Source organism: Paraburkholderia bengalensis (genome assembly GCF_037126505.1).
In the GTDB taxonomy this organism is placed as follows: domain Bacteria; phylum Pseudomonadota; class Gammaproteobacteria; order Burkholderiales; family Burkholderiaceae; genus Paraburkholderia; species Paraburkholderia bengalensis.
Genome location: NZ_JACFYJ010000075.1, coordinates 17,847 through 39,342, shown reverse-complemented (window position 1 = coordinate 39,342; position 21,496 = coordinate 17,847). Strand labels below are relative to the sequence as shown.

At 64.7% G+C, this 21,496-nt stretch carries 21 protein-coding genes and 2 pseudogenes; 8 read left to right on the top strand and 15 right to left on the bottom strand.

Annotation, left to right across the window (positions count from 1 at the left end; translation table 11 throughout):
- Positions 1 to 609: TolC family protein (locus tag H3V53_RS31775; RefSeq protein WP_336601221.1), on the top strand; the 609-nt coding region annotated here is incomplete at its 5' end.
- A 34-nt stretch (positions 610 to 643) separates the two neighbouring features.
- Here the strand turns inward: H3V53_RS31775 and H3V53_RS31770 are convergent.
- Complete coding sequence (locus tag H3V53_RS31770) at positions 644 to 823, bottom strand: hypothetical protein (RefSeq protein ID WP_054927326.1); 180 nt, start codon at positions 821 to 823, stop codon at positions 644 to 646.
- A gap of 216 nt (positions 824 to 1,039) precedes the next feature.
- On the opposite strand from H3V53_RS31770, the gene H3V53_RS31765 reads away from it, so the two are divergent.
- Positions 1,040 to 1,333, top strand: a complete 294-nt coding sequence (locus tag H3V53_RS31765) for a hypothetical protein (RefSeq protein ID WP_336601220.1) — start codon at positions 1,040 to 1,042, stop codon at positions 1,331 to 1,333.
- 95 nt (positions 1,334 to 1,428) lie between these two features.
- Here the strand turns inward: H3V53_RS31765 and H3V53_RS31760 are convergent, their stop codons facing one another.
- The 3 genes and pseudogenes from H3V53_RS31760 to H3V53_RS31750 form a co-directional block, all read right to left on the bottom strand.
- Positions 1,429 to 4,143 (bottom strand): ATP-dependent Clp protease ATP-binding subunit, encoded by a 2,715-nt coding sequence (locus tag H3V53_RS31760; RefSeq protein WP_336601219.1) that lies wholly within the window; start codon positions 4,141 to 4,143, stop codon positions 1,429 to 1,431.
- 147 nt (positions 4,144 to 4,290) lie between these two features.
- Positions 4,291 to 4,845: a hemerythrin domain-containing protein gene (locus H3V53_RS31755; protein ID WP_054921102.1), complete on the bottom strand. Its 555-nt coding sequence runs from the start codon at positions 4,843 to 4,845 to the stop codon at positions 4,291 to 4,293.
- A 72-nt stretch (positions 4,846 to 4,917) separates the two neighbouring features.
- Positions 4,918 to 6,698 (bottom strand): annotated as a pseudogene (locus tag H3V53_RS31750) (SulP family inorganic anion transporter).
- 171 nt (positions 6,699 to 6,869) lie between these two features.
- Here H3V53_RS31750 and H3V53_RS31745 point away from each other — a divergent pair.
- A complete protein-coding gene (locus tag H3V53_RS31745; RefSeq protein ID WP_336601218.1) occupies positions 6,870 to 7,049 on the top strand; it encodes a hypothetical protein in 180 nt (59 codons plus the stop codon).
- 9 nt (positions 7,050 to 7,058) lie between these two features.
- Here H3V53_RS31745 and H3V53_RS31740 read toward each other — a convergent pair whose 3' ends face one another.
- Positions 7,059 to 9,443 (bottom strand): phosphoketolase family protein, encoded by a 2,385-nt coding sequence (locus H3V53_RS31740; protein WP_336601217.1) that lies wholly within the window; start codon positions 9,441 to 9,443, stop codon positions 7,059 to 7,061.
- Between the two features lie 248 nt (positions 9,444 to 9,691).
- Here H3V53_RS31740 and budC point away from each other — a divergent pair, with 248 nt between their 5' ends.
- The 3 genes from budC (at position 9,692) to H3V53_RS31725 (ending at position 11,411) form a co-directional block, all read left to right on the top strand.
- Positions 9,692 to 10,459, top strand: a complete 768-nt coding sequence (gene budC, locus H3V53_RS31735; protein WP_336601216.1) for a meso-2,3-butanediol dehydrogenase — start codon at positions 9,692 to 9,694, stop codon at positions 10,457 to 10,459.
- Positions 10,460 to 10,553: 94 nt separating this feature from the next.
- On the top strand, positions 10,554 to 11,114 hold the full coding sequence (locus H3V53_RS31730) for a DUF4142 domain-containing protein (RefSeq protein ID WP_336601215.1): 561 nt from the start codon (positions 10,554 to 10,556) through the stop codon (positions 11,112 to 11,114).
- A gap of 63 nt (positions 11,115 to 11,177) precedes the next feature.
- Positions 11,178 to 11,411 (top strand): DUF2795 domain-containing protein, encoded by a 234-nt coding sequence (locus H3V53_RS31725; protein WP_336601214.1) that lies wholly within the window; start codon positions 11,178 to 11,180, stop codon positions 11,409 to 11,411.
- A gap of 107 nt (positions 11,412 to 11,518) precedes the next feature.
- Here H3V53_RS31725 and H3V53_RS31720 read toward each other — a convergent pair whose 3' ends face one another.
- Complete coding sequence (locus H3V53_RS31720) at positions 11,519 to 12,475, bottom strand: NADP-dependent oxidoreductase (RefSeq protein ID WP_336601213.1); 957 nt, start codon at positions 12,473 to 12,475, stop codon at positions 11,519 to 11,521.
- Between the two features lie 61 nt (positions 12,476 to 12,536).
- Positions 12,537 to 12,706, bottom strand: a pseudogene (locus tag H3V53_RS43785) (aldehyde dehydrogenase); the annotation flags it as partial.
- A gap of 224 nt (positions 12,707 to 12,930) precedes the next feature.
- Between H3V53_RS43785 and H3V53_RS31715 the strand changes: the two are divergent.
- Both H3V53_RS31715 and H3V53_RS31710 read left to right on the top strand, forming a co-directional pair.
- The gene (locus tag H3V53_RS31715) at positions 12,931 to 13,545 is read left to right on the top strand and encodes a ParB/Srx family N-terminal domain-containing protein (protein ID WP_336601212.1); all 615 of its coding nucleotides are present in this window, start codon (positions 12,931 to 12,933) and stop codon (positions 13,543 to 13,545) included.
- A 34-nt stretch (positions 13,546 to 13,579) separates the two neighbouring features.
- Positions 13,580 to 14,137: a DUF421 domain-containing protein gene (locus H3V53_RS31710; protein ID WP_336601211.1), complete on the top strand. Its 558-nt coding sequence runs from the start codon at positions 13,580 to 13,582 to the stop codon at positions 14,135 to 14,137.
- 98 nt (positions 14,138 to 14,235) lie between these two features.
- Here H3V53_RS31710 and argG read toward each other — a convergent pair whose 3' ends face one another.
- The 8 genes from argG to H3V53_RS31670 all read right to left on the bottom strand — a co-directional run bounded on the left by argG (position 14,236) and on the right by H3V53_RS31670 (position 21,464).
- A complete protein-coding gene (argG, locus tag H3V53_RS31705) occupies positions 14,236 to 15,570 on the bottom strand; it encodes an argininosuccinate synthase (RefSeq protein ID WP_336601210.1) in 1,335 nt (444 codons plus the stop codon).
- 102 nt (positions 15,571 to 15,672) lie between these two features.
- On the bottom strand, positions 15,673 to 16,125 hold the full coding sequence (locus H3V53_RS31700) for an ATPase (protein ID WP_336601209.1): 453 nt from the start codon (positions 16,123 to 16,125) through the stop codon (positions 15,673 to 15,675).
- 161 nt (positions 16,126 to 16,286) lie between these two features.
- Positions 16,287 to 17,630, bottom strand: a complete 1,344-nt coding sequence (locus H3V53_RS31695) for a TAXI family TRAP transporter solute-binding subunit (protein WP_336601208.1) — start codon at positions 17,628 to 17,630, stop codon at positions 16,287 to 16,289.
- A 115-nt stretch (positions 17,631 to 17,745) separates the two neighbouring features.
- Positions 17,746 to 18,609 carry a polyphosphate kinase 2 gene (gene ppk2 / locus H3V53_RS31690; RefSeq protein WP_336601207.1) on the bottom strand — a complete coding sequence of 288 codons (864 nt, stop codon included), beginning with the start codon at positions 18,607 to 18,609 and terminating at the stop codon, positions 17,746 to 17,748.
- Positions 18,610 to 18,679: 70 nt separating this feature from the next.
- Positions 18,680 to 18,937 carry a hypothetical protein gene (locus H3V53_RS31685; RefSeq protein WP_054921088.1) on the bottom strand — a complete coding sequence of 86 codons (258 nt, stop codon included), beginning with the start codon at positions 18,935 to 18,937 and terminating at the stop codon, positions 18,680 to 18,682.
- 202 nt (positions 18,938 to 19,139) lie between these two features.
- The gene (locus tag H3V53_RS31680; protein ID WP_336601206.1) at positions 19,140 to 19,367 is read right to left on the bottom strand and encodes a hypothetical protein; all 228 of its coding nucleotides are present in this window, start codon (positions 19,365 to 19,367) and stop codon (positions 19,140 to 19,142) included.
- Positions 19,368 to 19,400: 33 nt separating this feature from the next.
- The gene (locus tag H3V53_RS31675; RefSeq protein WP_336601205.1) at positions 19,401 to 20,414 is read right to left on the bottom strand and encodes a hypothetical protein; all 1,014 of its coding nucleotides are present in this window, start codon (positions 20,412 to 20,414) and stop codon (positions 19,401 to 19,403) included.
- A gap of 183 nt (positions 20,415 to 20,597) precedes the next feature.
- Positions 20,598 to 21,464: an NAD(P)H-binding protein gene (locus tag H3V53_RS31670; RefSeq protein ID WP_336601204.1), complete on the bottom strand. Its 867-nt coding sequence runs from the start codon at positions 21,462 to 21,464 to the stop codon at positions 20,598 to 20,600.
- Between the last annotated feature and the right edge of the window lie 32 nt (positions 21,465 to 21,496).

Below are 21,496 nucleotides of genomic sequence, written 5' to 3'. Positions count from 1 at the left end.
CTCGCGCGCCGGCGGCCCGACATCCGTCGCGCGGAAGCGTCGCTGCATGCCGCGACGGCCAACGTCGGCGTCGCCGTCGCGCAGTTTTTCCCCGACATTTCGCTCACGGGGCAGATCGGCACGCGCGCGACGAACGCACACGATCTCGCACAGTGGTCGCATCTGTTCTGGTCGTTCGGCCCGACGATTTCGCTGCCCGTGTTCGAAGGCGGCGCACTCGTGTCGAACCTGCATCTTTCGAAGGCCGAACAGCAGGTCGCGGCGCTCGACTATCAAAGGACCGTGCTGGGCGCGCTGCGCGACGTCGACAACGCCCTCGCCGTCTATCGCACCGACCAGGTGCGCCGCGACGCGCTGGCGGACGAGGTCGCGCAGCAGCAGGCCGCGTTCGATCTCGCACGCGACAGTTATCGCAAGGGACTGAGCAGCTTCATCAACGTGCTCGATGCCGAGCGTCAGCTGTCCCAGGCGAGGCAGCAGCAGGCGCAGGCGACGATGCAGGTGTCGACCGATCTGGTCGCGCTCTACAAGGCGCTCGGCGGCGGCTGGCAGGACGCGGCCGTGCGCGACCTGCAGCCGCCATCGCCATCGCAGCCACAAGCGCGCTGAAGCGCCCCGCGTCCCCCAACATTCGCGACGAGGCTCACAACTCTTCTTCGTCCGCGTCGTCGTCCTCCGCGACGGGTTCGAGATCCTGCAGCTCGACCAGTTCACCGTCTACGACCATCTCCGCGCCGGGCTCGACCGTCTCGCCGAGAACGGGGTCCCCGTCGACGATCAGACGAATGGGCGCATCGCCCTCGTTTGCCACTCTGACTTTCATCGTCCTGCTCCTTCAAGGTGAAAAATCCGCGCTCGCGGGCGCATCGCGCGTTCCTCCTCCGATGCGTCCGCAAGAACCCGGCCCGCCAGGCACGGCCGCCCGGCATGCAATACGCTTTCAGTGGGAATGCGCGTTGCTGAACATAGTCATGACCATTCAACGACGAAACAGGCGAGGCGCACGACGTCGGCCTGTCTGAGCAAAGGAGCATCGACGATGAATCCCCTCCCGCAAAAAATGTGCGCCGCGCTCGCGGCGATCGCGCTCGTGCTCGGCATGTCCGCCTGCAAGAAGGTCGACGAGAAAAGCAGCAACAGCATGGACGCCGGCAGCAGCGGCGTGATGAGCAACACGTCGGGCATGAGCGGCACGCCCGGCCAAAGCGCGGCGGCGAAGACCGCAAGCGAAAGCGCACCCGCCGCGAGCGGGGCGGCCGCGACGAGCGTAGCGCCCGCCGCCGCCACGCCGGCCTCGATGGCGAGCGGTGTGCCTTCCGGCGCGAGCCAGTAGCCGCTCTCGGCGGATTTCGCCGCGCGGCTTTGCATTCCGCTCGCCGCTCGCATGGCCGCTCATATGGCCGCTCATATGGCCGCTCACATCGCCACTCACTTCGCCGCTTGTTTCACAGCCTGCGATTCGGCCACGGTTGCGGTCGTCGTGCCGACAGGCTCGAACACCACCTGTCGGGTCGCGGCATCGTAGCGGCAGAGCACGCGCATGCCTTCCTGAACCTCGCCCGACAGCATGACTCTCGCGAGCTGATTTTCGATCTGCTGCTGGATTTGCCGGCGCAACTCGCGCGCGCCGAATTCGGGCCGATACCCTTCCGTCGCGAGATGATCGACGACGGAATCGTCGAACGCGAGTTCGATGTCCTGGCTGCTCGCGAGCCGGCTCACATGTTCGAGCTGAAGCCGCACGATATGACGCGTTTCGTCGCGGCCAAGCGACTTGAACAGGATGATGTCGTCGATCCGGTTGAGAAACTCGGGCCTGAAATGCTGGCGCAGCACGTTCATCACGCCGCCCTGCACGCCCACCGAACCGGCGTCGCTCAGGAAGCCCGGCCCTGTGCGCCCTTGGCCCGCGATCACGTCGGCGGCGAGGTTGCTCGTCGCGATGATCAGCGTGTTGCTGAAATCGACCACGCGTCCCTTGCCGTCCGTCAGGCGGCCATCGTCGAATACCTGCAGCAGCACGTTGTACACGTCGGGGTGCGCCTTCTCGATCTCGTCGAGCAGGATCACGCTATACGGCTTGCGCCGCACGCGCTCGGTCAGCTGACCGCCTTCGTCGTAGCCCACGTAACCGGGCGGCGCGCCGATCAGACGCGCCACCGTATGCCGTTCCATGTACTCGCTCATATCGAAGCGCAGCATCGCGTCTTCGTCGCCGAACACGACCTCGGCGAGCGCCTTCGCGAGTTCCGTCTTGCCGACGCCCGTCGGCCCGAGAAACAGGAACACGGCTGTCGGCCGATGCCGCGCCTGCAGGCCCGCGCGCGAGCGGCGCACGGCGTCGCTGACGGCTGTCACCGCTTCGTCCTGGCCGATCACGCGCTGATGCAGCCGGTCCTCCATGTTCAAAAGCCGCTGCTTCTCTTCGGCCGTCAGTTGCGCGACGGGAATGCCCGTCATCCGCGCGACGATCTCCGCGACCTGCGTCACCGTGACATGCGACGTGTTCGTGCCGACGCTTTTCTTCCACGCTTCCGTCTCGTCGCGCAGCGACTGCTCCTTCGCGGCAATCTCGCCGTCGAGCGCATGCGCGCGATCGAACTGCTTGCGCGACGCGGCGTAATCCTGCTCGCGGCGCAACTGCGTGATTTCCGCTTCGAGTTCGAGCACGGCGGCAGGACGCGAGGTGGTGGACAAGTTGACGCGCGCCGCCGCCTGGTCGATCAGGTCGATCGCCTTGTCGGGAAGAAAACGCCCCGACACATAGCGGTCCGACAGTTCCGCCGCGCCGACGATCGCGTCGTCCAGGATGGTCACCTTGTGATGCGCCTCGAGCCGGTCGCGCAAGCCGCGCAGGATGTTGATGGTCTGCACGACGCTCGGCTCGGCGATCAGCACGGGTTGAAAGCGCCGTTCGAGCGCGGCGTCCTTCTCGATGTACTTCTGATATTCGTTGAGCGTCGTCGCGCCGATCAGGTTCAGCTCGCCGCGCGCCATCGCGGGCTTGAACACGTTCGCGATGTCGAGCCCGCCTTCGTTGCCGCCCTGGCCCGCGCCGACGATCGTATGCACCTCGTCGACGAACAGCACGACGGAGTCCTGATGCGCGAGCACTTCGTCGACCACCTGCTTGACGCGCTCCTCGAATTCTCCGCGATACTTCGCGCCCGCGACGATCGAATTCACGTTCAGTTCGACAAGCCGCTTGTTGCGCAGCGATTCGGGCACGTCGCCGTTCACCATCCGCTGCGCGAGCCCTTCCACCACAGCCGTCTTGCCGACACCCGGCTCGCCGATCAGCACGGGGTTGTTCTTGCGGCGGCGCGCCAGCACTTCGACCATCGTTTCGATCTCGCTCGAGCGTCCGATCACGGGATCGAGCCGGCCTTCGCGCGCGAGCGCCGTCAGGTCGCGGCTGTGCTTGTCGAGATTCGGCGTGTTCGAAGGCGGACGCGGCGCGTCGGTCTTGTCTTCCGTGCCCGCCGCGAGCAGGGTCTGACGCCGCAGCGCCTGCGACGGCACGCCCATGCGCGCGAGCAGTTGGCCCGCGAAACTTTCGGGCACTTCGGCAAGACCGATCAGCAGATGCTCGGCGCCGACATAGCTATGCCCGAGCTGCCGCGACGCAATGAACGCGCGCTCCAGTGCGCTCTTCATGCGCGGCGACACCCCCATACGGTCGTTCACGGGCGGCGTCGCGCTTTCGCGCTTTTCAGCGTTCGCCTCGATATAGGCGCGCACGTCGGCGGCTTTCACGCCGAGCGAATCGAGTATCGCGGCGATGTTCGCGTTATCCGCAAGCACATACAGCAGATGCTCGGTGTCGACTTCGCGGCGTCCCCATTGAACGGCGGCTTCCGCTGCGCGCTGCAGCATCTCGCGCGCAAGCTCGCTGAAATGCTGCTCGATGCTGACGGCCTCGGTGCCTTCGACAGGCTGCTGCGGCGAGCCGGGCGGCGGCTGTCCGCCCGCGGCCTGCGCGCGGAACAGCGCTTCGAGCGGCGAAATCGAACGTTGATGCCGCGTGATCTGCGCATAGTGAAAGTCGCATACGTCCAGCACCTGGCGCTGACCGTTCTGCAACACGGCGAGACGGACCGTCGCGGGCCGCACGCCGCAGATATCGCAAAGTAAGCGTGCCATTGTCGGGAATCTCCGGGCAAAGGGATGTCAGGCTAGCACGCGGCACACGCGCTTGCAGTCGAGCGACGCGCTGCGCAAGATCGAAATTGCACGCACGTTGTTGCGGAAATCGAAGCCTGCGGGCGTTGCACGATCCTGAACGCGACATCAGCGGTGAAACGTCAGACTTCTGTCGCCGACGAGCTTGCTGCCCGCTGCCTCCAGCTTTTTCATCAGCACTTCCTTTTCTGCTGCGATCGCTTCGCCAAGCCGCACCAGGTCGACGCCGCTCTCGCGCAACTCGGGAAAGAGACCCGACTCTTCTTCTTCGATATGGTGGCGCACCATCTCCGACAACACCATAAACGTCGCGTCGAATCCGTGGTCGCCAGGTTTCAGCGAATCGAATTTCTCAATCAGCGTCTTGGCGAGAAAGTGCTCGACATAGGCCTCGTCGACGTCGATCTCGTCGCGGCTGTCAAGCGCCTTGTGCGCAGTGGGATAGAGGATCTTTTCCTCGATCATCGTATGCACGGTGAGAAGCTCGCACGCGCGCTGCACCAGCGTGCCTTTTGCTTCGAGATCGGAGTCGGCTGTTTTCTCGAACGCGTCGAACAGCTGCTTGACGACGCGATGATCGGACTCCAGCGCTTCGATGGCGTCCAGTGCGGTGTTTTCCAGCGCGGCTTTGTCTGCCAGCTCCCGGTTTGCGTCTTCGTTCATGATGGGCCTCGTGGTGTTTAGCGGTGTTTAGCGGCGTTGACGTGGGGAGCAAGCGGCGTACCGCGCGGATCGTTATGTCGTGACGTCGTCTTCCCAGTCGTGCCACTCCACGTCGTGCTCGTCGAGGTAGGCGCGTACCGCTTCGCCGACAGTCGGGTAAAAAGCCGCCTCGCCGAACAGGTCGAACATGCCGTAGCGCTTGAGGCTATCCTTCACGGGGCCCTTCAGTTCGGCGAAGCACAATTCGACATGCCGCGCGTCGAGTTCTTCGTGAATCCGTTGCAACACGTCGGCTGCCGTGAGGTCGATGTCGGTGACAGGTTCGGCGGCGATGACGACGCGCGTCACAGGCGACGGCGAGGCGTCGATGGCGCGCAGCACGTGCTCGCGGAAAATTTCGCTGTTCGCGAAGAACAGCGGCGCGTCCCAGCGCAGCAGCACGAGGCCGGGAATGCGCCGCGCTTCGGGATGGCGCGACACGTCGTGATAGCCCTTCATGCCGTCGACGCGGCCCAGCACGGCATCGTACGGACGCCACGCGCGCCACAGAAACGACAGCACGGTCAGCAGCAACGCCAGCGCAATGCCGTTGACCACGCCGACGCACACCACGCCCACGAAACACACCATCGCCTGCGCGAATTCGCTGAGCCGCAGCCGGAACAGTCGGATCACGCCGCGTATTTCGATCATCGTCACGCAGGCTGCGATCACGACGGCGGCCAGCGCGGATTGCGGCGTATGGGCGAGCGCGCGCGGCGCGAAGACAAGCAGCAGCGCGACCACGACAGCCGCGATCACGCCCGTCACTTGCGTCCTCGCGCCCGCCGATTCCGCCACGGGCGTGCGCGAACCGCTCGCGCTGACGGCGAAGCCCTGCAGCAGTCCCGCCGCGATGTTCGACAGCCCGAGCGCGACGCACTCCTGATTGCGGCTCACCTTGCGGCCAGTGCGCAGTTCGTAAGTGCGCGAAAGAATGCTGACGTCGGTGAACGACACCAGCGCGATCGCGGCGGCGCTGCCCGCCAGTTGCAGCCATTCCCCGAGCGGAAGTGCAGGCAGGCGCGGGGCCGGCAATCCCTGCGCAACGACGCCGACCGTCGCGACGCCCGCATGTCCCGCCGGGTCCATCCACATCAGCGCGAGCGTCGCCGCGCCGACGGCCAGCAGCACGCCTGGCGCTTTCGGCCAGAAGTATTTGCACGCGAAGATCAACAGCAACGAGCCCACGCCGATGGCGAGCGATAGCAGATTGACGCGCGACGCTGACACGCCTGCAATCAGCTCGCGCACCTGCGCAAAAAACGATTCGCCCTTCGATGAGAATCCGAGCAGCTTCGGCAACTGGCCGACGACGATCGTCACGATGATGCCGTTCAGAAACCCATAGCGCACGGGCAGCGACAGCAGTTCGGTGACAAAGCCGAGCCTGAGCGCGCCGACGACGATACACGCGACGCCCGCCATCACGGCGAGCGCCCCGGCGGCGGCGAGTGCATGCGCACCGTCGCGTGCGCGAGCGGCGCGACGCTAGCCGCGATCAGCGCGACCAGCGCGGAATCGGGACCGAGCACCAGCACGCGGCTCGGCCCGAACAGCGCATAAGCAAGCATCGCGGCATACGACGCGTACAGGCCGTTGACGGCGGGCAGACCCGCTGCTTCCGCGTACGCCATGCCTGCGGGTATCAGCACTGCGCTCAAGGTCAGCCCCGCGAACAGATCGTGCACCAGCCAGCCCGGCTCGTACTCGCGCAGCATGGCAACGCCGGCGATCCAGTCCAACGCGCCCGCGCGATGCTCGCCCTCGCGCCGCTGCGATGGCCGATCGCGACTGTCGCCCTTGCTGTCCATGCGTTGCCTGCTGTCGGCGGCTTTTATACACACGGACTAGCAAGTACGGTTCCTCGCGCGTGTGGCATACGTGTGGCGCACGTGTCGGCATGGCGCGGGTATGGCATTTGCGCGCAGTTCGAACGCGGCTACCCGAGCCTGCCATGCGAGACAAACACTGAAAGGACCATCATGAAACAGGCAACCAGTCACGCCCGCACGCGCGACGGACACAAACTGCATACGAATGCGCCTACGGACACCGTGCAGCAGCAAAAGGACAATGCGGAGAAGCGCAAGCATTCCGCCACCGAGAACGCGCTCGATTCGACGCAGGACAAGAACCCCGTGCCCGCCGGCACGCGGCGTTAGGCGCGTCGTTCACGCCTTCCACGTCCACTCGCGGATCGCTTCGCTATCGATGCCCTCCGTATGTGCGTAGTTCAGATGCTCGATGCGCAGGCCGCGCAAGCGCTCCTTCGCGTGATCGCCGACGCCGCGCAATCCGGCGACACGATCGATCACGTCGATGGCGAGCGTGAAGCGGTCGATGCCGTTGATGATCGCGAGTTCGAGCGGCGTGTTGATGTTGCCCTTCTCCGCATAGCCGTGCACGTGAATGTTCTCGTGATTCGTGCGCCGGAAGGTCAGCTTGTGAATCAGCGACGCATACGAGTGGAAGTTGAAGATCACCGGCCTGCTGGTCGTGAAGAGCGAATCGAAGTCGCGCGACGACAGGCCGTGCGGATGATCGGAAGCGGGCATCAGCCGGAACAGGTCCACGACATTGACGAAGCGGATCTTCAGATCGGGGAACAGATCCTTCAGAATCTCCACGGCGGCGAGCGCTTCCATCGTCGGGATGTCGCCGGCGCTCGCCATCACGACGTCGGGCTCGTGGCCTTGATCGGTCGATGCCCAATCCCAGATGCCGATGCCTTTCGTGCAATGCGTGATGGCATCCTTCATGTCGAGATACTGCAGATGGGGCTGCTTGTCGGCGACGATCACGTTCACGTAATCGCGCGAGCGCAGGCAATGATCGGCCACGCTTAGCAGACAGTTCGCATCGGGCGGCAAGTAGATGCGCACGACGTCCGGACTCTTGTTCGTCACGACATCGAGAAAACCCGGGTCCTGATGCGTGAAGCCGTTATGGTCCTGGCGCCACACCAATGACGTGATGAGCAGATTCAGCGAAGGCACGGGCTGCCGCCAGCGCAATTCGCGCTTGGCTTTCTCCAGCCATTTCGCGTGCTGGTTGAACATCGAGTCGATCACGTGCACGAACGCTTCATACGTGGCGAGCAGTCCGTGCCGGCCCGTCAGCGTGTAGCCTTCGAGCCAGCCTTCCAGCGTATGTTCGCTGAGCATCTCCATCACGCGGCCGTCGACGGACAACTCGCCGCCGTCGCTGTCGGACTCGACGATCTGCGCGAGCCACGTCTTCTGCGATGCTTCATAGATTGCCGTGAGCTTGTTGCTCGCGGTCTCGTCGGGACCGAACACGCGGAAGCTCGTCATATTGCGGCGCATGACATCGCGCAGATACGTGCCGAGCACGCCCGTCGGCGATACGTAGCGGGTCGCCGGTTCGCCGACGTCGACCGCGTAATCCGCGAACTCAGGAAGATCGAGCGCCTTGCACAGCGAGCCGCCGTTCGCATGCGGATTCGCACTGATGCGCCGCGGCCCTTCTGGCGCGAGCGCGCGCAGTTCGGCGCGCAGCTTGCCGGCTTCGTCGAACAGGTCGTCGGGCCGATAGCTGCGCAGCCATGCCTCGACGAGCCGCAGGCTTTCGTCGTTGCTCGCCGGGTCGGCAATCGGCACCTGATGCGCGCGCCATGTTCCCTCTACCTGATGTCCGTCGAATTCGCGCGGTCCTGTCCAGCCCTTCGGCGAGCGAAGGATGATCATCGGCCAGCGCGGACGCTGCAGATCGCCTTCGCGACGCGCGCGATGCTGGATTGCCTGAATCTCGTCGATGCAGCGATCGAGCGTTGCCGCCATCCATTGATGCATTTTCTCGGGATCATCGCCTTCGACGAAGTACGGCCTGTACCCGTAACCCGTGAACAGCGCCTCGAGTTCTTCGTGCGGGATGCGCGCCAGAACGGTCGGATTGGCGATCTTGTAGCCGTTCAGATGCAACACGGGCAGGACCGCGCCATCGCGTGCCGGATTCAGGAACTTGTTCGAATGCCATGAGGTGGCGAGCGGTCCTGTCTCCGCTTCGCCGTCGCCGATCATCACCGTGACGATCAGATCGGGATTGTCGAACGCGGCACCATAGCCGTGCGACAGGCTGTAGCCCAGTTCGCCGCCTTCATGGATCGAGCCGGGCGTTTCAGGCGTGCAGTGCGAGCCGATCCCGCCCGGAAACGAAAAGAGCCTGAAAAGACGGCCCATTCCCTCTTCCGTCTCGGCGCGATCCGGATAGATCTCCGAATAACGCCCTTCCAGATAACTGTGCGCGAGCGTGGCGGGTGCGCCATGTCCGGGTCCGGAAATGAAGATCACGTTCAGGTCGCGACGGCGGATCACGCGATTCAGATGCACGAGCACGAGGCTTTGACCCGGATCGGAACCCCAATGTCCGAGCAGGCGTCGCTTGATGTGGGCAGCGGCGAGCGGCTCGCGCAGAAGCGGATTGGCGCGCAGGTAAATCATGCCTACGGACAGGTAATTGCACGCGCGCCAGTAACGATCCATGTTGCGCAGTTCGTCGGCTTGCAACGGCGTGAGTTGCAGGCGGATGTCGTCCATTTGAGCGTCTCCAGTCACGAGGTTTCGCATCGCGCAATGTCGGGCGGCGGCGTTCACACAGCAGTTACAAAAGCGTCGTCTGCGTGCCAATGCCGTTCGGCGCCTTCCTAATCATAGGAGGTGCGCCGCGTATGTCTATTGCAAATGCTTCCGTTACACGCGCTGCCCTGGCTGGCGAGCGGCACACCGATTGCGGCATGTTGAAAGATCGGACGGATCGCATGTCGCGCGAATTTCTGGAGGCTGCAATGGAAGAACGTTTCGAGGGCAAGGTCGTGATCGTCACGGGCGCGGGTTCCGGCATCGGCGCGGCTACTGCGCGGCGGTTTTCGCTTGAAGGCGCAACAGTCGTGCTATGCGGGCGAACGGCCAGCAAGCTCGAAAGCGTCGCCAGCGCGATGCCTGCATCGCGCACCTGGGCACCGGCTGTCGACGTGCGCCAGTTCGAAGCCGTTGCGGCCCTCGTAAGCGGCACGATCGAGCGATTCGGGCGCCTCGACGTGATCGTCAACAACGCGGGCATCGCGCCGACGGGCCCCATCACCGAGGCGCCCATCGACGCCTGGCACGACGTCATCGCGACGGACGTGAGCGGCGTGTTCTACGGCTGCCGCGCGGCGATTCCGTATCTGAAGATCACGCGCGGCGCGATCGTGAACGTGTCGTCGGTATCGGGACTCGGCGGCGACTGGGGCATGAGTTTCTACAACGCGGCCAAAGGCGCCGTGACGAATTTCACGCGCGCGGCCGCGCTCGATTGCGCGGCAGATGGCATTCGCGTGAATGCCGTGTGCCCGTCCTTGACCGCGACCGATCTGACGAAGGACATGCTCGGCGACGAGTTGCTGATGGAGGCCTTTCGCGAGCGCATTCCGCTTGGCAACTACGCGCAGCCCGAGGACGTCGCCGCCGCCATCGCCTTTCTCGCCAGCGACGAGGCTCGCTTCATCACCGGCGTCAATCTTCCCGTCGACGGCGGGCTGACGGCGTCGAACGGGCAGCCGCGCCAGGCGTGAAGCGGAACCCGGATCGCGCGTGGTGCGGCGCTTGCTGCGTTGAAAACGAGGTACGCAGCAATTCAACTTGCAACACCCAACCCAGGGAGAAAACATGAGAAAGCATTTCAAGCTCAAGCACATCGTCATTGGCACGATCATCGCGGCGGGCGCGCTCGCCGTCGCGCCACTGGCTGCGGCGCAAACGCAAGCGGCATCGGAGACCTCCGCCAATCCTCTCGCGCAGTCCGACAAGGACTTCGTGCAGGCGGCCACAATGTCGTCGTCGACGGAGATCGATGCGGCCAAGCTCGCGACGGCCAATTCGGAAGACAAGGACGTGAAGTCCTTCGCTCATCACATGATGCTCGATCACACGAAGCTGACCGCCGAACTGAAAATGGCCGCGCCACATGGCGTCGCGGTGCCGAAGGACAATTCGGACACAGCCGTGCTGGGTTCGTTGAGGGGACTGAAGGGCAAGGCATTCGATCAGGCCTATATCAGCAAGGTCGGCGTGCAGGGCCATAAGGAAGCCGTGGCGGCGTTCGAGAAAGAAGCCGCCGATGGTCAGAACCCGAAGCTGAAGAAGGCCGCGCAAGATGCGTTGCCGACCATCCAGAAGCACTACCAGATGGCGCAGGATCTCGCGGCGAAAAAGGGCGTGGCGCAATAGGCGTGACGGGCACACGCGCCGCAACCGCAATCCAGAATGCCATCCATTCGCAAGGAGAACCGCATGTCGCAACATCCCGCTCATTCGCAGGACCAACGCCATCCGGGCCAGCCGAACCCGATCGACATCCAGAAAGCGCTTGCGGGCGCCAGCTATCCGACTACGCGCGAAAAACTGGTCGAGCGTGCCAGGCAGAATCACGCCAACACCGACATCGTCGATCTGATCGACAAGCTGCCCGATCACAACTACGACAGCCCGTCGGCCGTATCGAAGGAAATCTCGCGTATCCAGTGACTGAAGCCGGCTACGTGGGTCGTCATCTTGCATTGCAGGCGCTGCCGTCCGCGTGCGGCAGCGCCTGCAACGTCCCGCAATGGACGACGCCAGCGCTTCTTAAGCGTTCAATCATCCGCCGACACGCGAATCACGACCTTGCCGTGCACGTGGCCGCGTTCGACGCGCGCGAGCGCATCGCGTGCCGCGTCGAATGAGAACTGCTCGGCCACCACCACGCGCACATTTCCCTCGTCGATCATCTCGCCGATTTGCGCGAGCGTCTTGCCATCCGGGTGCGCGGTGTAACGCATCGCGCGCGCGCCGTGTTCGCTTGCCATCGTCTGCGACGGCTCGTCCAGCGTCGACACGAGCGCGCCGCCCCGGCGCACGACTTGCCACGAACGCCTCTGCGTGTCGCCGCCGACGAGGTCGAATACGAGGTCGACGTCGCACGCCGCGTCCTCGAAGCGTTGCGTCTTGTAGTCGATCACGTGTTCGACGCCCAGCGAGCGGACGAAATCGACGCCATCGCCCGAAGCTGTCGCGACCACTTTGGCGCCCTTGACGCGCGCGAACTGCACGGCGAAATGGCCGACGCCGCCTGCCGCCGCGTGGATCAGCACGCGCTCGCCGGCGCACAGCATGCCGTGCTCGAATAGCCCTTGCCATGCCGTCAATGCTGCAAGCGGCACGGCGGACGCGACCTGATGATCGATCGTGTTCGGCATGCGCGCGGCGGCGGCCGCCTTGATGGTGACGAACTGCGCGTAAGTGCCCTGCCCCTGGCCGACGAACGCATACACGTGCTGGCCCGGCTTCCAGCCGTTCACGTCGCTGCCCACACGTTCGATCACGCCCGACGCATCGCGTCCTGGCGTGAACGGCAACGCGTCCGCGCGAACCAGCGGGTATTGGCCTTCGCGTGTCTTGTAATCGACGGGATTGACGCTCGCGGCGCGCACCCGAATCAGCAGTTCATCGTGCGCCGGCTCAGGCACGGGGATGGAATCGCGCTGCAGGACATCCGGCCCGCCGAAGCGGTGAATGCGGTAGGCCTGCATCGCATCGGGTAAAGCTGACATGCTGTGCTCCTTTGTGAGGTGTTTCGGGAACCCTGCGCTCGTCGAAATTCAGAGAACTTTCGAGGATGCGGCCCGGCTCCATTCCCATGCGGCCTTCGTACAGGTGCAGGTCGGAGCCGCAGATGTTCATGGTCGTCAGCTTGACGAGAACGTCGCTGGGCTTCTCGATGCGCGCACCGGGCATGCCCTTCACTGCACCTTGCGCGGACCTTGGTGGACAAGTGCTTTCATCTCGCTTCGATATGAAGCGGCCGTCCCGGTATCGAGCATCCGTTATTCCCATCGCGGCAATCTCTTCCTGCGCTCACGCGTGAGCTGCAGATTGCTTCCGCGAGGCTCCGCGGCGCGTCGGCGACGTTGGGCGAAGACCGCGCGGCACGCTATCTGCTGCAACCTCAGTGCCGCATTGTCAGTGGATAGAAAGGTGCCTTCGGTGGCGCGGGGGAGGCAACACAATGGCGTCGCTACGCATTGAGCAACTACGTCCTACGCAATTCACGCACGGCATGCGCGAGGTCCGCGACAAGCTGCGCATGTACACGTCGCTCGCGGGCCATGAACTGGACATGGCGATTGCCGAGAAGCCCATTCCCTTCGTATTGGGCCCCGGCGAAGTGCCCTTCGCGATCGATCATCATCATGTCGCGACCGCGTTGTGGCATGCAGGCATTGCGCACGTGCCGGGCGTGCTCGTCAGCGACCTGTCGGGACTGGAGCCAGCGGATTTCTGGCTGACGCTGGAAAACCGGCGCTGGACCCATCCGTACGATCCCCATGGCCGGCGCGTGTCGTTCACCGACATGCCCGCCCACATCTGGGAAGCCGCCGACGACGAGTTCCGCAGCCTCGCGGCGTTCGTGCGCGACACGGGCGGCTATGAAAAGAGCACGGTGCCGCTCGCCGAATTCCGCTGGGCCGATCTGTTCCGCCAGGCGTTCGCGCCGCCCGGGAACGACGCCGCCTTCGCGAGCCTCATCGAACGCGGTGTGAAGCTGGCAAAGAGCGGCGCGGCACTGGGCCTGCCCGGCTATATCGGCACATCGGCCGTTCAGAACGAAAGCGCGGCGTGAACCGCTCGCGCTTCACGAGCCAAGGAGATCCGACATGGAACTGATCATCGCGGCATTCGGCGAAGGCAGGGATCTCACTGCCTCGCAGACGGCCATGCGCGCCGTCGCCGTGTTCTTCGCAGCACTCGTATTCATTCGCATCTCGGGCCGGCGTTCGTTCGGCCAGCGCTCGCCGTTCGACTACGTCGTCGCGATTCTGCTGGGCGCCACGTTGAGCCGCGTCATCATCGGCGCGTCGCCTGTGGTGCCGACGCTCGCGGCTTCGCTCGTGATCGTGCTGGTTCACCGCGCGCTCGCGTGGTGCTGCGTGCGCTCGCCCTGGCTGGAGTCGCTCGTGGTCGGCACCGAACGCGAGGTCTATCGCGACGGGCAGTTCGACAGCGCTCAGATGTCAGCTGCGCTGATCACGCGTACGGATGTGTTCGAGGCCGCGCGACGCGATTTTCATGCGCGAGACCTGAGCGACGTGCAAGCCGCGATTCTCGAACGCAACGGGCAGATGAGTCTCATACGCAAGCCGCGCAAGCCCTCGCACCCGCAGCAACGCGAGCCTGCGCGAAAGGATACGGCCGGCAGCGGGCGCTACGCGTGACGCATCCGCACACCAGAGCAAAGCATGGCGGGCATAAAAAAACGGAGCATGTTCTGCATGCTCCGTTTCTGCGACGCGGGCTGCGCCAGCGCTCAGGCTTACTCGTCGTCGCCCTTCAGTTGCGGCAGCGCGGACGATTCGCCCGGTGCGAGCAGGCCGACCTGCGAGTAGATGCGCAGCTTGTCGCGCGTGTCGGTGATGTCGAGATTGCGCATCGTCAACTGGCCGATCCGGTCGCGCGGCGAGAACGTCGACGCCACCTTCTCCATCGACAGACGCTCCGGCTGGTACGTGAGATTCGGCGATTTCGTGCTGAGCAGCGAATAGTCGTTGCCGCGGCGCAGCTCGATCGTCACTTCACCCGTGATCGCGCGCGCGACCCAGCGTTGCGCCGTTTCGCGCAGCATGATTGCCTGCGGATCGAACCAGCGGCCCTGATACAGTAGCCGGCCAAGGCGCCGGCCGTTCTCGCGGTATTGCTCGATCGTGTCCTCGTTGTGGATGCCCGTGACGAGACGCTCATAGGCGATGAACAGCAGCGCGAGACCGGGCGCCTCGTAGATGCCGCGGCTCTTCGCCTCGATGATGCGATTTTCGATCTGGTCGCTCATGCCGAGGCCATGACGTCCACCGATGCGGTTCGCTTCCAGCAGCAGCTCGACGGCATTCGGGAAGGTCTTGCCGTTCAGCGCGACGGGCTGGCCCTCTTCGAAGCGGATCGTGACTTCTTCCTTCGCGATCTGCACGTCGTCGCGCCAGAAGGCAACGCCCATGATCGGGTTGACGATCCTGATGCCGGACTCGAGGCTTTCGAGGTCTTTCGCTTCATGCGTCGCGCCGAGCAGGTTCGAATCGGTCGAATAGGCCTTTTCCGCCGACATCTTGTACTCGAAGCCCGACTGGCGCATGAACTCGGACATTTCCGCGCGGCCGCCGAGTTCGTCGATGAACTGCTGGTCGAGCCAAGGCTTGTAGATCTTCAGGTCGGGATTGACGAGCAGGCCGTAGCGGTAGAAGCGCTCGATGTCGTTGCCCTTGTACGTGCTGCCGTCGCCCCAGATGTTGACGCCGTCTTCCTTCATCGCGGAGACCAGCATCGTGCCCGTCACGGCGCGGCCGATGGGCGTCGTGTTGAAGTACGTGACGCCTGCCGTCGAAATGTGGAAAGCGCCCGTTTGCAGCGCCGCAATCCCTTCCGCGACCAGTTGCGCGCGGCAGTCGATCAGGCGCGCGCCCTCGGCGCCGTACTGCGTGGCGCGGCGCGGAATCGAGTCGTAGTCGTCCTCGTCCGGCTGACCGAGATTGGCCGTGTAGGCATACGGCACGGCGCCCTTCAGGCGCATCCAGTGCAGCGCGGCGCTCGTGTCGAGGCCGCCGGAGAACGCGATACCGACCTTCTGGCCGGTCGGAAGACTTTCGAGGATTGTGCTCATAATCAGAAACCGTTGAATCGACGTATGAAGGAATAGGGCAAACTTTATCAGACATGTCCGGCGCCAAACCAGGTCGGCAGGTTCGGCAGGTTCCGCGCGCCGCTATGGGCTGGAGCGCAGCGGATCGTCGAGAATCGACTGCGGCACCGTTTCAGGATCGGGATCTTTCGCGCTCACGAAGCACTGCTCGGCGTCGCCGATCATGCGCACGGCAGCGTCGATCAGTTCGTCCAGACGCTCCAGCAGCTCCGCGGGCGCCTGCGCGCCGCCTGCGGCGGGCTCCCCTTCCAGTTGCCCGATCAGCGACCCCGCCGTCTGCAGATACGGGATCGCCTGATGGTAGTTTTCGATCGACACCAGCGCGTAGCCGCGCGCGCTGACCAGCAAGCTGCGGTAATGGTCCGCCAGTTCCGACTCGCCGCTGATCCGATGCAGCTTGTCCGACACGCGCTGCAGCCAGGCGGGCACCTGCTCCTCCAGCGCGGCCGCGCGCTGCCGCAAATCGGCATATTCGGCAAGCAATTGGGCCTGTTCCAACGGGGCAGCGCTGTCCATGATGGGCGGTTCGTGGTCGGGAGTGAACCCGACATCTTACTGCACCGCGCCCGCTTCACCGAACCGGGCCCCGATCCGGGCCCCGATCTGGGGCCCGAACTTGATCCGCGCTTTGCCCCCGATCATCGCGATCTTGCCCGCTGATAGCGGCGTTCGACGGATCATTCGTCCGCGCTGCTCGCCGCGATCGAAATGCGCCGGCGCACCACGCTGATCGCCTGTTTCAACGCGTACACGTCGTGCAGATAGCGCTTGGGCACCCTGATCTGGCTGGCCTGCGCATCGATGTTCTCGATCTCGCTGCGCCATTGGGCGAGCTGGTCCGTCGACGGCTTCGCGGTTCGCCAGATTTCGTCCTCGAGCGATTTGAGCTCGCGATACCAGACCACGAAGCGGTTCTTGACGCGCGACTCCAGCATGCGCGGCAGCGCCTGGAGCACGCCGATCAGCACGGCCATGAACGGCAGCAGGATCAGCAGGCGCCGCTCGATGAAACTGGCCAGCCAGAACGGCAGATAACGCTGCAGGAACGGCCGCCCGGACCGGAAGTAGCGTTCGCTTTCGCTGGCGACGGGGAATTCGTCGGTTTTCAGGTTCGGAAACGCGCCGAGCGGCGTGAAGTAGTCCTCGCCCGAATGCGCGGTCCTCGCGGCGTCGAGCAGCAGATAGACGAGCGCGGGATGCAGCGTATCCTTCGCGACCAGCAGCGCCGTCGCGGCAAGCAGCGTGACGTCCGCTTGCGGAAGATCGTCGACGATGCTGGTCGATGCACGCGGAAACGTCACCTTCGACAGCGACGGGAATTTCTGCACGAGCGCGTCGGCCTGCGCGAAGCTCATCAGCTTGAGGTCGCTCGTCAGCAACGCCCGCTGTGTCGGCGCATCCGGCCTGCCGATGAAGAACGCCGCGTCGAGGCAGCCGTCCTCGAGGCAGCGCGACGCCTTTTGCGCATCCATTTCGAAGAACTGCGTGTTCTCGGGCGTCACGCCGCTGTAGCCCAGCAATGTGCGCGAAACCTGCAACAGCCCGCTGCCCGGCACGCCGACGCCGATCCGCTTGCCGCGCAGTTGCGCGAGCCGGTTCACGGTCCCGGCGCCCCGATAGAAGACCCAGATGGGTTCATATGACACCGCGGCGATCGTCTGCAGATGATCGGTTTCCTGCGGCTCCGTGGTGCCCGACTGGATGAAGCCCACCTGATACTCGCTGGCGGGATCTTTGAGGCGCTCGTAATTTTCGACCGATCCCGACGAACTGCGGATGTCGAGCGTCACGCCGTCGCGTTTGAGGATGGGCGCATAGCGGTCCGCGAAGCCGCGATAGATGCCGTTGTCCGCGCCCGTCGTGATGACGATGCGCGTCTGGAAAGCGGGCTCGATGACGGCGTACAGCCCGAGGCCGAGCGCCGCCAGCCCCACGGCCGCCGCGGTGGCGAGCAGCCAGCGGCGCCGTGGCGTGATGGGGGCTTTCTGGCTGCGCTGCAGCGCTGGCTTTTCTCTGGGCATCGGCTCGCCCTCTTGTGCGCGCTCCGCGCGAGCGCGCGCCGCGTTGAACGGGTCGACGCGGGCCCGTTTGCGGCCCGCGCCGTCGATCCTGATCTCGCGCTGCCGCGCGGCGCCGTCAGTATTTCTGCGGCACGTAGCGTATCGGCCGGTCCGGCTGCCGATAGCCTTCCGGCTTTTGCCGCTTCGGAAGCTTCACCTTCTCGCGCGGCATCGGCTGGTACGGAATGCTGTCGAGCAGATGTGCGATGAGATTGAGCCGCGCGCGCTTCTTGTCGTCGGAGCGCACGACGTGCCACGGCGCCTCGTCGGTATCGGTGGCCGCGAACATGTCGTCTCGCGCGCGCGAGTAGTCGTACCAGCGGCTGTACGAAAGAAGATCCATCGGCGAGAGCTTCCAGATCTTGCGGCCGTCGTTGATGCGCGCTTCGAGCCGGCGGGTCTGCTCCTCCTCGCTGACTTCGAGCCAGTACTTCAGAAGAATGACGCCCGAATGAATGATCGCGCGTTCGATCAGCGGCACCCCTTTGAAGAAATCGTGCACCTGTTGTTCGGTGCAAAAACCCATCACGCGTTCGACGCCCGCGCGGTTGTACCAGCTTCGGTCGAACAGGACGATTTCGCCCGCCGCGGGCAAATGCGGCAGATAGCGCTGGACGTACATCTGGGTCTTTTCGCGTTCGGTGGGCGCGGGCAGCGCGATGACGCGAAACACGCGCGGGCTGACGCGTTCCGTGATCGCCTTGATCGTGCCGCCCTTGCCCGCGCCATCGCGTCCCTCGAACACGATGCAGACTTTCGCGCCCGTTTTCACGACCCATTCCTGCAGCTTCACCAGTTCGACGTGAAGCGACTTCAGCTCTTTTTCATACGCCTTGTTCGTCAGGGGTTCCTGCCCGCCAGCCGGTTCGCCCGGCTTGTCGCGCGCGCCGTCCGCAAGCTTGCTGCTGGCGCTGCTTTTTGCCGTCTTCGCTTCAGCCATTGCTCGTCTCCCATGAACGTCATCGCCGGTTCGCCTCGCCGTCCTTGCCGGGCACGGACGGCTGCCGCATTCAGGACTCGTCGCGCTCGGGTACGACCTGGGCCACCAGCGTGCGGTTCTTCCAGAACATGTTGTGAACGCGCGGTTGCAGCGCGTGCAGCACATGCGCGCCGACATCGTTGAAGCCGAGCACGACGGCGGGACGCTCGCCCGTCCCTTCGACGCGCTGAATCGTGTCGAACGGCGGAAACCCGTAGCGGCACAGGAACGACTTGATTTCGTCGTCGGTGGTCGCGTCTTCGATATTGCCTATCCACAGTTCAGCCATAGCGACGTTCTCCTCATGGAAAAAGACAACGTAAAGGTACTCGCAATCAGTCTATGATTTTCCGCGCGCATTGCGGTGCATTGCTGCGCATTTGTCGGCGCATTTGTATCGCGTATTCGAACATCGCGCCTATGCGAATCCGCAACGCCAATGGCGATCGCTCCCGAAACTGAAACGTTTCACCCGCCCGGTGAGCCGCCCCTCACGGCGACGAGGCCGGTTTCGGGCTTTCCTGCTGCTGTGCTTCGCCGTGCGTATCGGCTTGCTGGTCGTCTTTTTTCTTTGCCTGACGCGCCTTTTGCTCGGCCTTGCGCTGTGCGTCCTGCATCGGTCTGAGCGCGGACGGCTGCGCCGACGCCATCTGCGGCAATACCGGCAATGCAACGCTCAGGCTGGCTGCGATGGCGAGAAGAAACAGATTGCGGCTCATGATCGATTCCCCGCGGCGTCCCCCGCTCCGATCTTATAGCGCGCGCATCGCGGCGTCGATATGCAGGCCGCCGGGCGGCAAGTCCGCGCGCCGGAAGCGCACCAGCGCGAACGCGCGCATCTGCGGTGTCTCGCCAGGAATGCGCACGAAGTGAAACTCGATATCGTTGCCCTGCTTCGCATTGCCTTCCTGCACGACGTTCATCATGTCGATGCGGATATGCCGGTTGCGCAGATAGACATGATCCTCCGGCTGGCCGAACACGTCGCAAATGCCGTTCAGTTCGTACTCGATGACATCCGCGGGCGCTCTAAGGGCAGCGAGGCTGTCGGCGTTCTGCGCGATCTGCGTCTGCACGTGCACGAGTTCGTGCGCCGCGACGTCCGGGCCGCCGCCCGCCACCGACGACATGCCCGTGCCCCGCCGATGCAGCAGCGCAACCCGCTCCTGGATCAGCTCGCGCCCGCGCGCGAGCCGCGCGGCACGCGTGGCGGCCAGCATCGACAGCCCCTCCAGCGCGAGCTGATCGATCAGCCTGCGTACGATCTCTTCGCGCAGCGCCGCCTCGGTGAGCCCGCAGATGCGCACGCGATGATCGCTGAAGGACAGCGTGGTTTGCGCCACATCGTGATGGATCGTGTCGCCGTCGAGCGCGACGCCGAGCACGTGCCGCTCGGTCAACGCCATCCCGAGCGTGCCGTGCAGATCGGTGGCGTCGGGATGCTGCTCGAAGAAAGCGCGCACCTCTTCGGAGCGGCCGAACGTATCGGCGATGTCGTCGGGCGTGGCGAAGAACGCGCGCAGGCTCGGGTTACTGGCCCATGTGTCGGCGTTGGCGTCGAGCGTCGCGGGCAGCGACGCCATCAGCGTGTCCGCGTACTGAAGCGTGGCGGTAACGGGCTTTTTCAGCCGCTGGCGATAACGGCTAGCCATGGCGATTCGCGGATCGATGGCGACGATGCGCCCGATCGCCTCGTCGATCCGCGCGGCGTCGTGTGGCGACACCGATGCTTCCTCACCCACGAACAGCCGGCGCAGCAGACCCATGGTCGATCACTCCCAGCACGAACGCACGCGTCGAACAGCCTTCCCCGCGAACGAGCATACGCACGAAAAAACCGCTTTGCCAGTGCTTTACGTCGCATGCCGCACAGACGCGCATGACGCTCCTTGTATCTTTTGTTTTATCTGTTATGAAACCGCGCCTCGCCGGGCATCAAACGCTCGCCTTCATGCCCGCATTTCAGGCAGGCGATCCATTGACGCGGGCCCAGCAGACGCCCACACGCGCGTTGCCGCCGCCGCGCGCGCATAGTCGCGGAAATCGCGCGGCGGCCGGCCCAACGCGCGCAGCACGCCGTCCTGCACGGACGCGTTGCGTCCATCGAGCACTTCGCTGAACAGGTAGCGGATGAGCCCGATCATGTCCGGCGGCAACTGTGCTTGTTCGAGCGCGGCCCCGTACGCATCCAGCGGAACGCGCGTGAAGCGAACGACGCGGCCTGACGCGTGGGCGATCTCGGACACCGCGTCGCCGAAGGTCAGCAGGCGCGGGCCCGTCAGCTCGTATAGCTGGCCTGCATGGCCGTCGTCCGTCAGCGCGGCGGCGGCGGCATCCGCGATATCGTCGGCATCGACAAACGGCTCGCCGATATCGCCGACGGGCAACGCAAGCTCGCCTGCGCGTATCGGCTCCAGAAAATGCGCTTCGCTGAAGTTCTGCATGAACCAGCTTGCGCGCAGCAAGGTCCATTCGACGCCGGACCCGCGCACGATCGCCTCGCAGCGCTGCGCTTCCTGCTCGCCGCGCCCGGACAGCAGCACCAGCCGGCGTGCGCCGCACTGTACGGCAAGCCGCGTGAAGGCCTCGATATCGTCGGCGGCGCCCGTCACCGCGAGGTCCGGAAAGTACGTGAGATAGACGGCCTTCGCGCCATCCAGCGCGGGCGCCCACGTCGCGCGGTCTGCCCAGTCGAAAGGCGGTCTGGCCAAGCGCGAGCCGTGCCGAACGTCGATGCCGCGTGCCGCGAGCCGTTGAGCGACCCGGCGGCCCGTCTTGCCCGTGCTGCCGAGCACGAGAATCGTGTCTGCTTTCATGGTTGTCTCCTCTGAACGCCGCCGCGTATCGC

Coding starts and splice junctions, on each gene's coding strand:
- H3V53_RS31770 (WP_054927326.1), bottom strand. CDS start 823: ATGAAAGTCAGAGTGGCAAACGAGGGCGATGCGCCCATTCGTCTGATC.
- H3V53_RS31765 (WP_336601220.1), top strand. CDS start 1,040: ATGAATCCCCTCCCGCAAAAAATGTGCGCCGCGCTCGCGGCGATCGCG.
- H3V53_RS31760 (WP_336601219.1), bottom strand. CDS start 4,143: ATGGCACGCTTACTTTGCGATATCTGCGGCGTGCGGCCCGCGACGGTC.
- H3V53_RS31755 (WP_054921102.1), bottom strand. CDS start 4,845: ATGAACGAAGACGCAAACCGGGAGCTGGCAGACAAAGCCGCGCTGGAA.
- H3V53_RS31745 (WP_336601218.1), top strand. CDS start 6,870: ATGAAACAGGCAACCAGTCACGCCCGCACGCGCGACGGACACAAACTG.
- H3V53_RS31740 (WP_336601217.1), bottom strand. CDS start 9,443: ATGGACGACATCCGCCTGCAACTCACGCCGTTGCAAGCCGACGAACTG.
- budC (WP_336601216.1), top strand. CDS start 9,692: ATGGAAGAACGTTTCGAGGGCAAGGTCGTGATCGTCACGGGCGCGGGT.
- H3V53_RS31730 (WP_336601215.1), top strand. CDS start 10,554: ATGAGAAAGCATTTCAAGCTCAAGCACATCGTCATTGGCACGATCATC.
- H3V53_RS31725 (WP_336601214.1), top strand. CDS start 11,178: ATGTCGCAACATCCCGCTCATTCGCAGGACCAACGCCATCCGGGCCAG.
- H3V53_RS31720 (WP_336601213.1), bottom strand. CDS start 12,475: ATGTCAGCTTTACCCGATGCGATGCAGGCCTACCGCATTCACCGCTTC.
- H3V53_RS31715 (WP_336601212.1), top strand. CDS start 12,931: ATGGCGTCGCTACGCATTGAGCAACTACGTCCTACGCAATTCACGCAC.
- H3V53_RS31710 (WP_336601211.1), top strand. CDS start 13,580: ATGGAACTGATCATCGCGGCATTCGGCGAAGGCAGGGATCTCACTGCC.
- argG (WP_336601210.1), bottom strand. CDS start 15,570: ATGAGCACAATCCTCGAAAGTCTTCCGACCGGCCAGAAGGTCGGTATC.
- H3V53_RS31700 (WP_336601209.1), bottom strand. CDS start 16,125: ATGGACAGCGCTGCCCCGTTGGAACAGGCCCAATTGCTTGCCGAATAT.
- H3V53_RS31695 (WP_336601208.1), bottom strand. CDS start 17,630: ATGCCCAGAGAAAAGCCAGCGCTGCAGCGCAGCCAGAAAGCCCCCATC.
- ppk2 (WP_336601207.1), bottom strand. CDS start 18,609: ATGGCTGAAGCGAAGACGGCAAAAAGCAGCGCCAGCAGCAAGCTTGCG.
- H3V53_RS31685 (WP_054921088.1), bottom strand. CDS start 18,937: ATGGCTGAACTGTGGATAGGCAATATCGAAGACGCGACCACCGACGAC.
- H3V53_RS31680 (WP_336601206.1), bottom strand. CDS start 19,367: ATGAGCCGCAATCTGTTTCTTCTCGCCATCGCAGCCAGCCTGAGCGTT.
- H3V53_RS31675 (WP_336601205.1), bottom strand. CDS start 20,414: ATGGGTCTGCTGCGCCGGCTGTTCGTGGGTGAGGAAGCATCGGTGTCG.
- H3V53_RS31670 (WP_336601204.1), bottom strand. CDS start 21,464: ATGAAAGCAGACACGATTCTCGTGCTCGGCAGCACGGGCAAGACGGGC.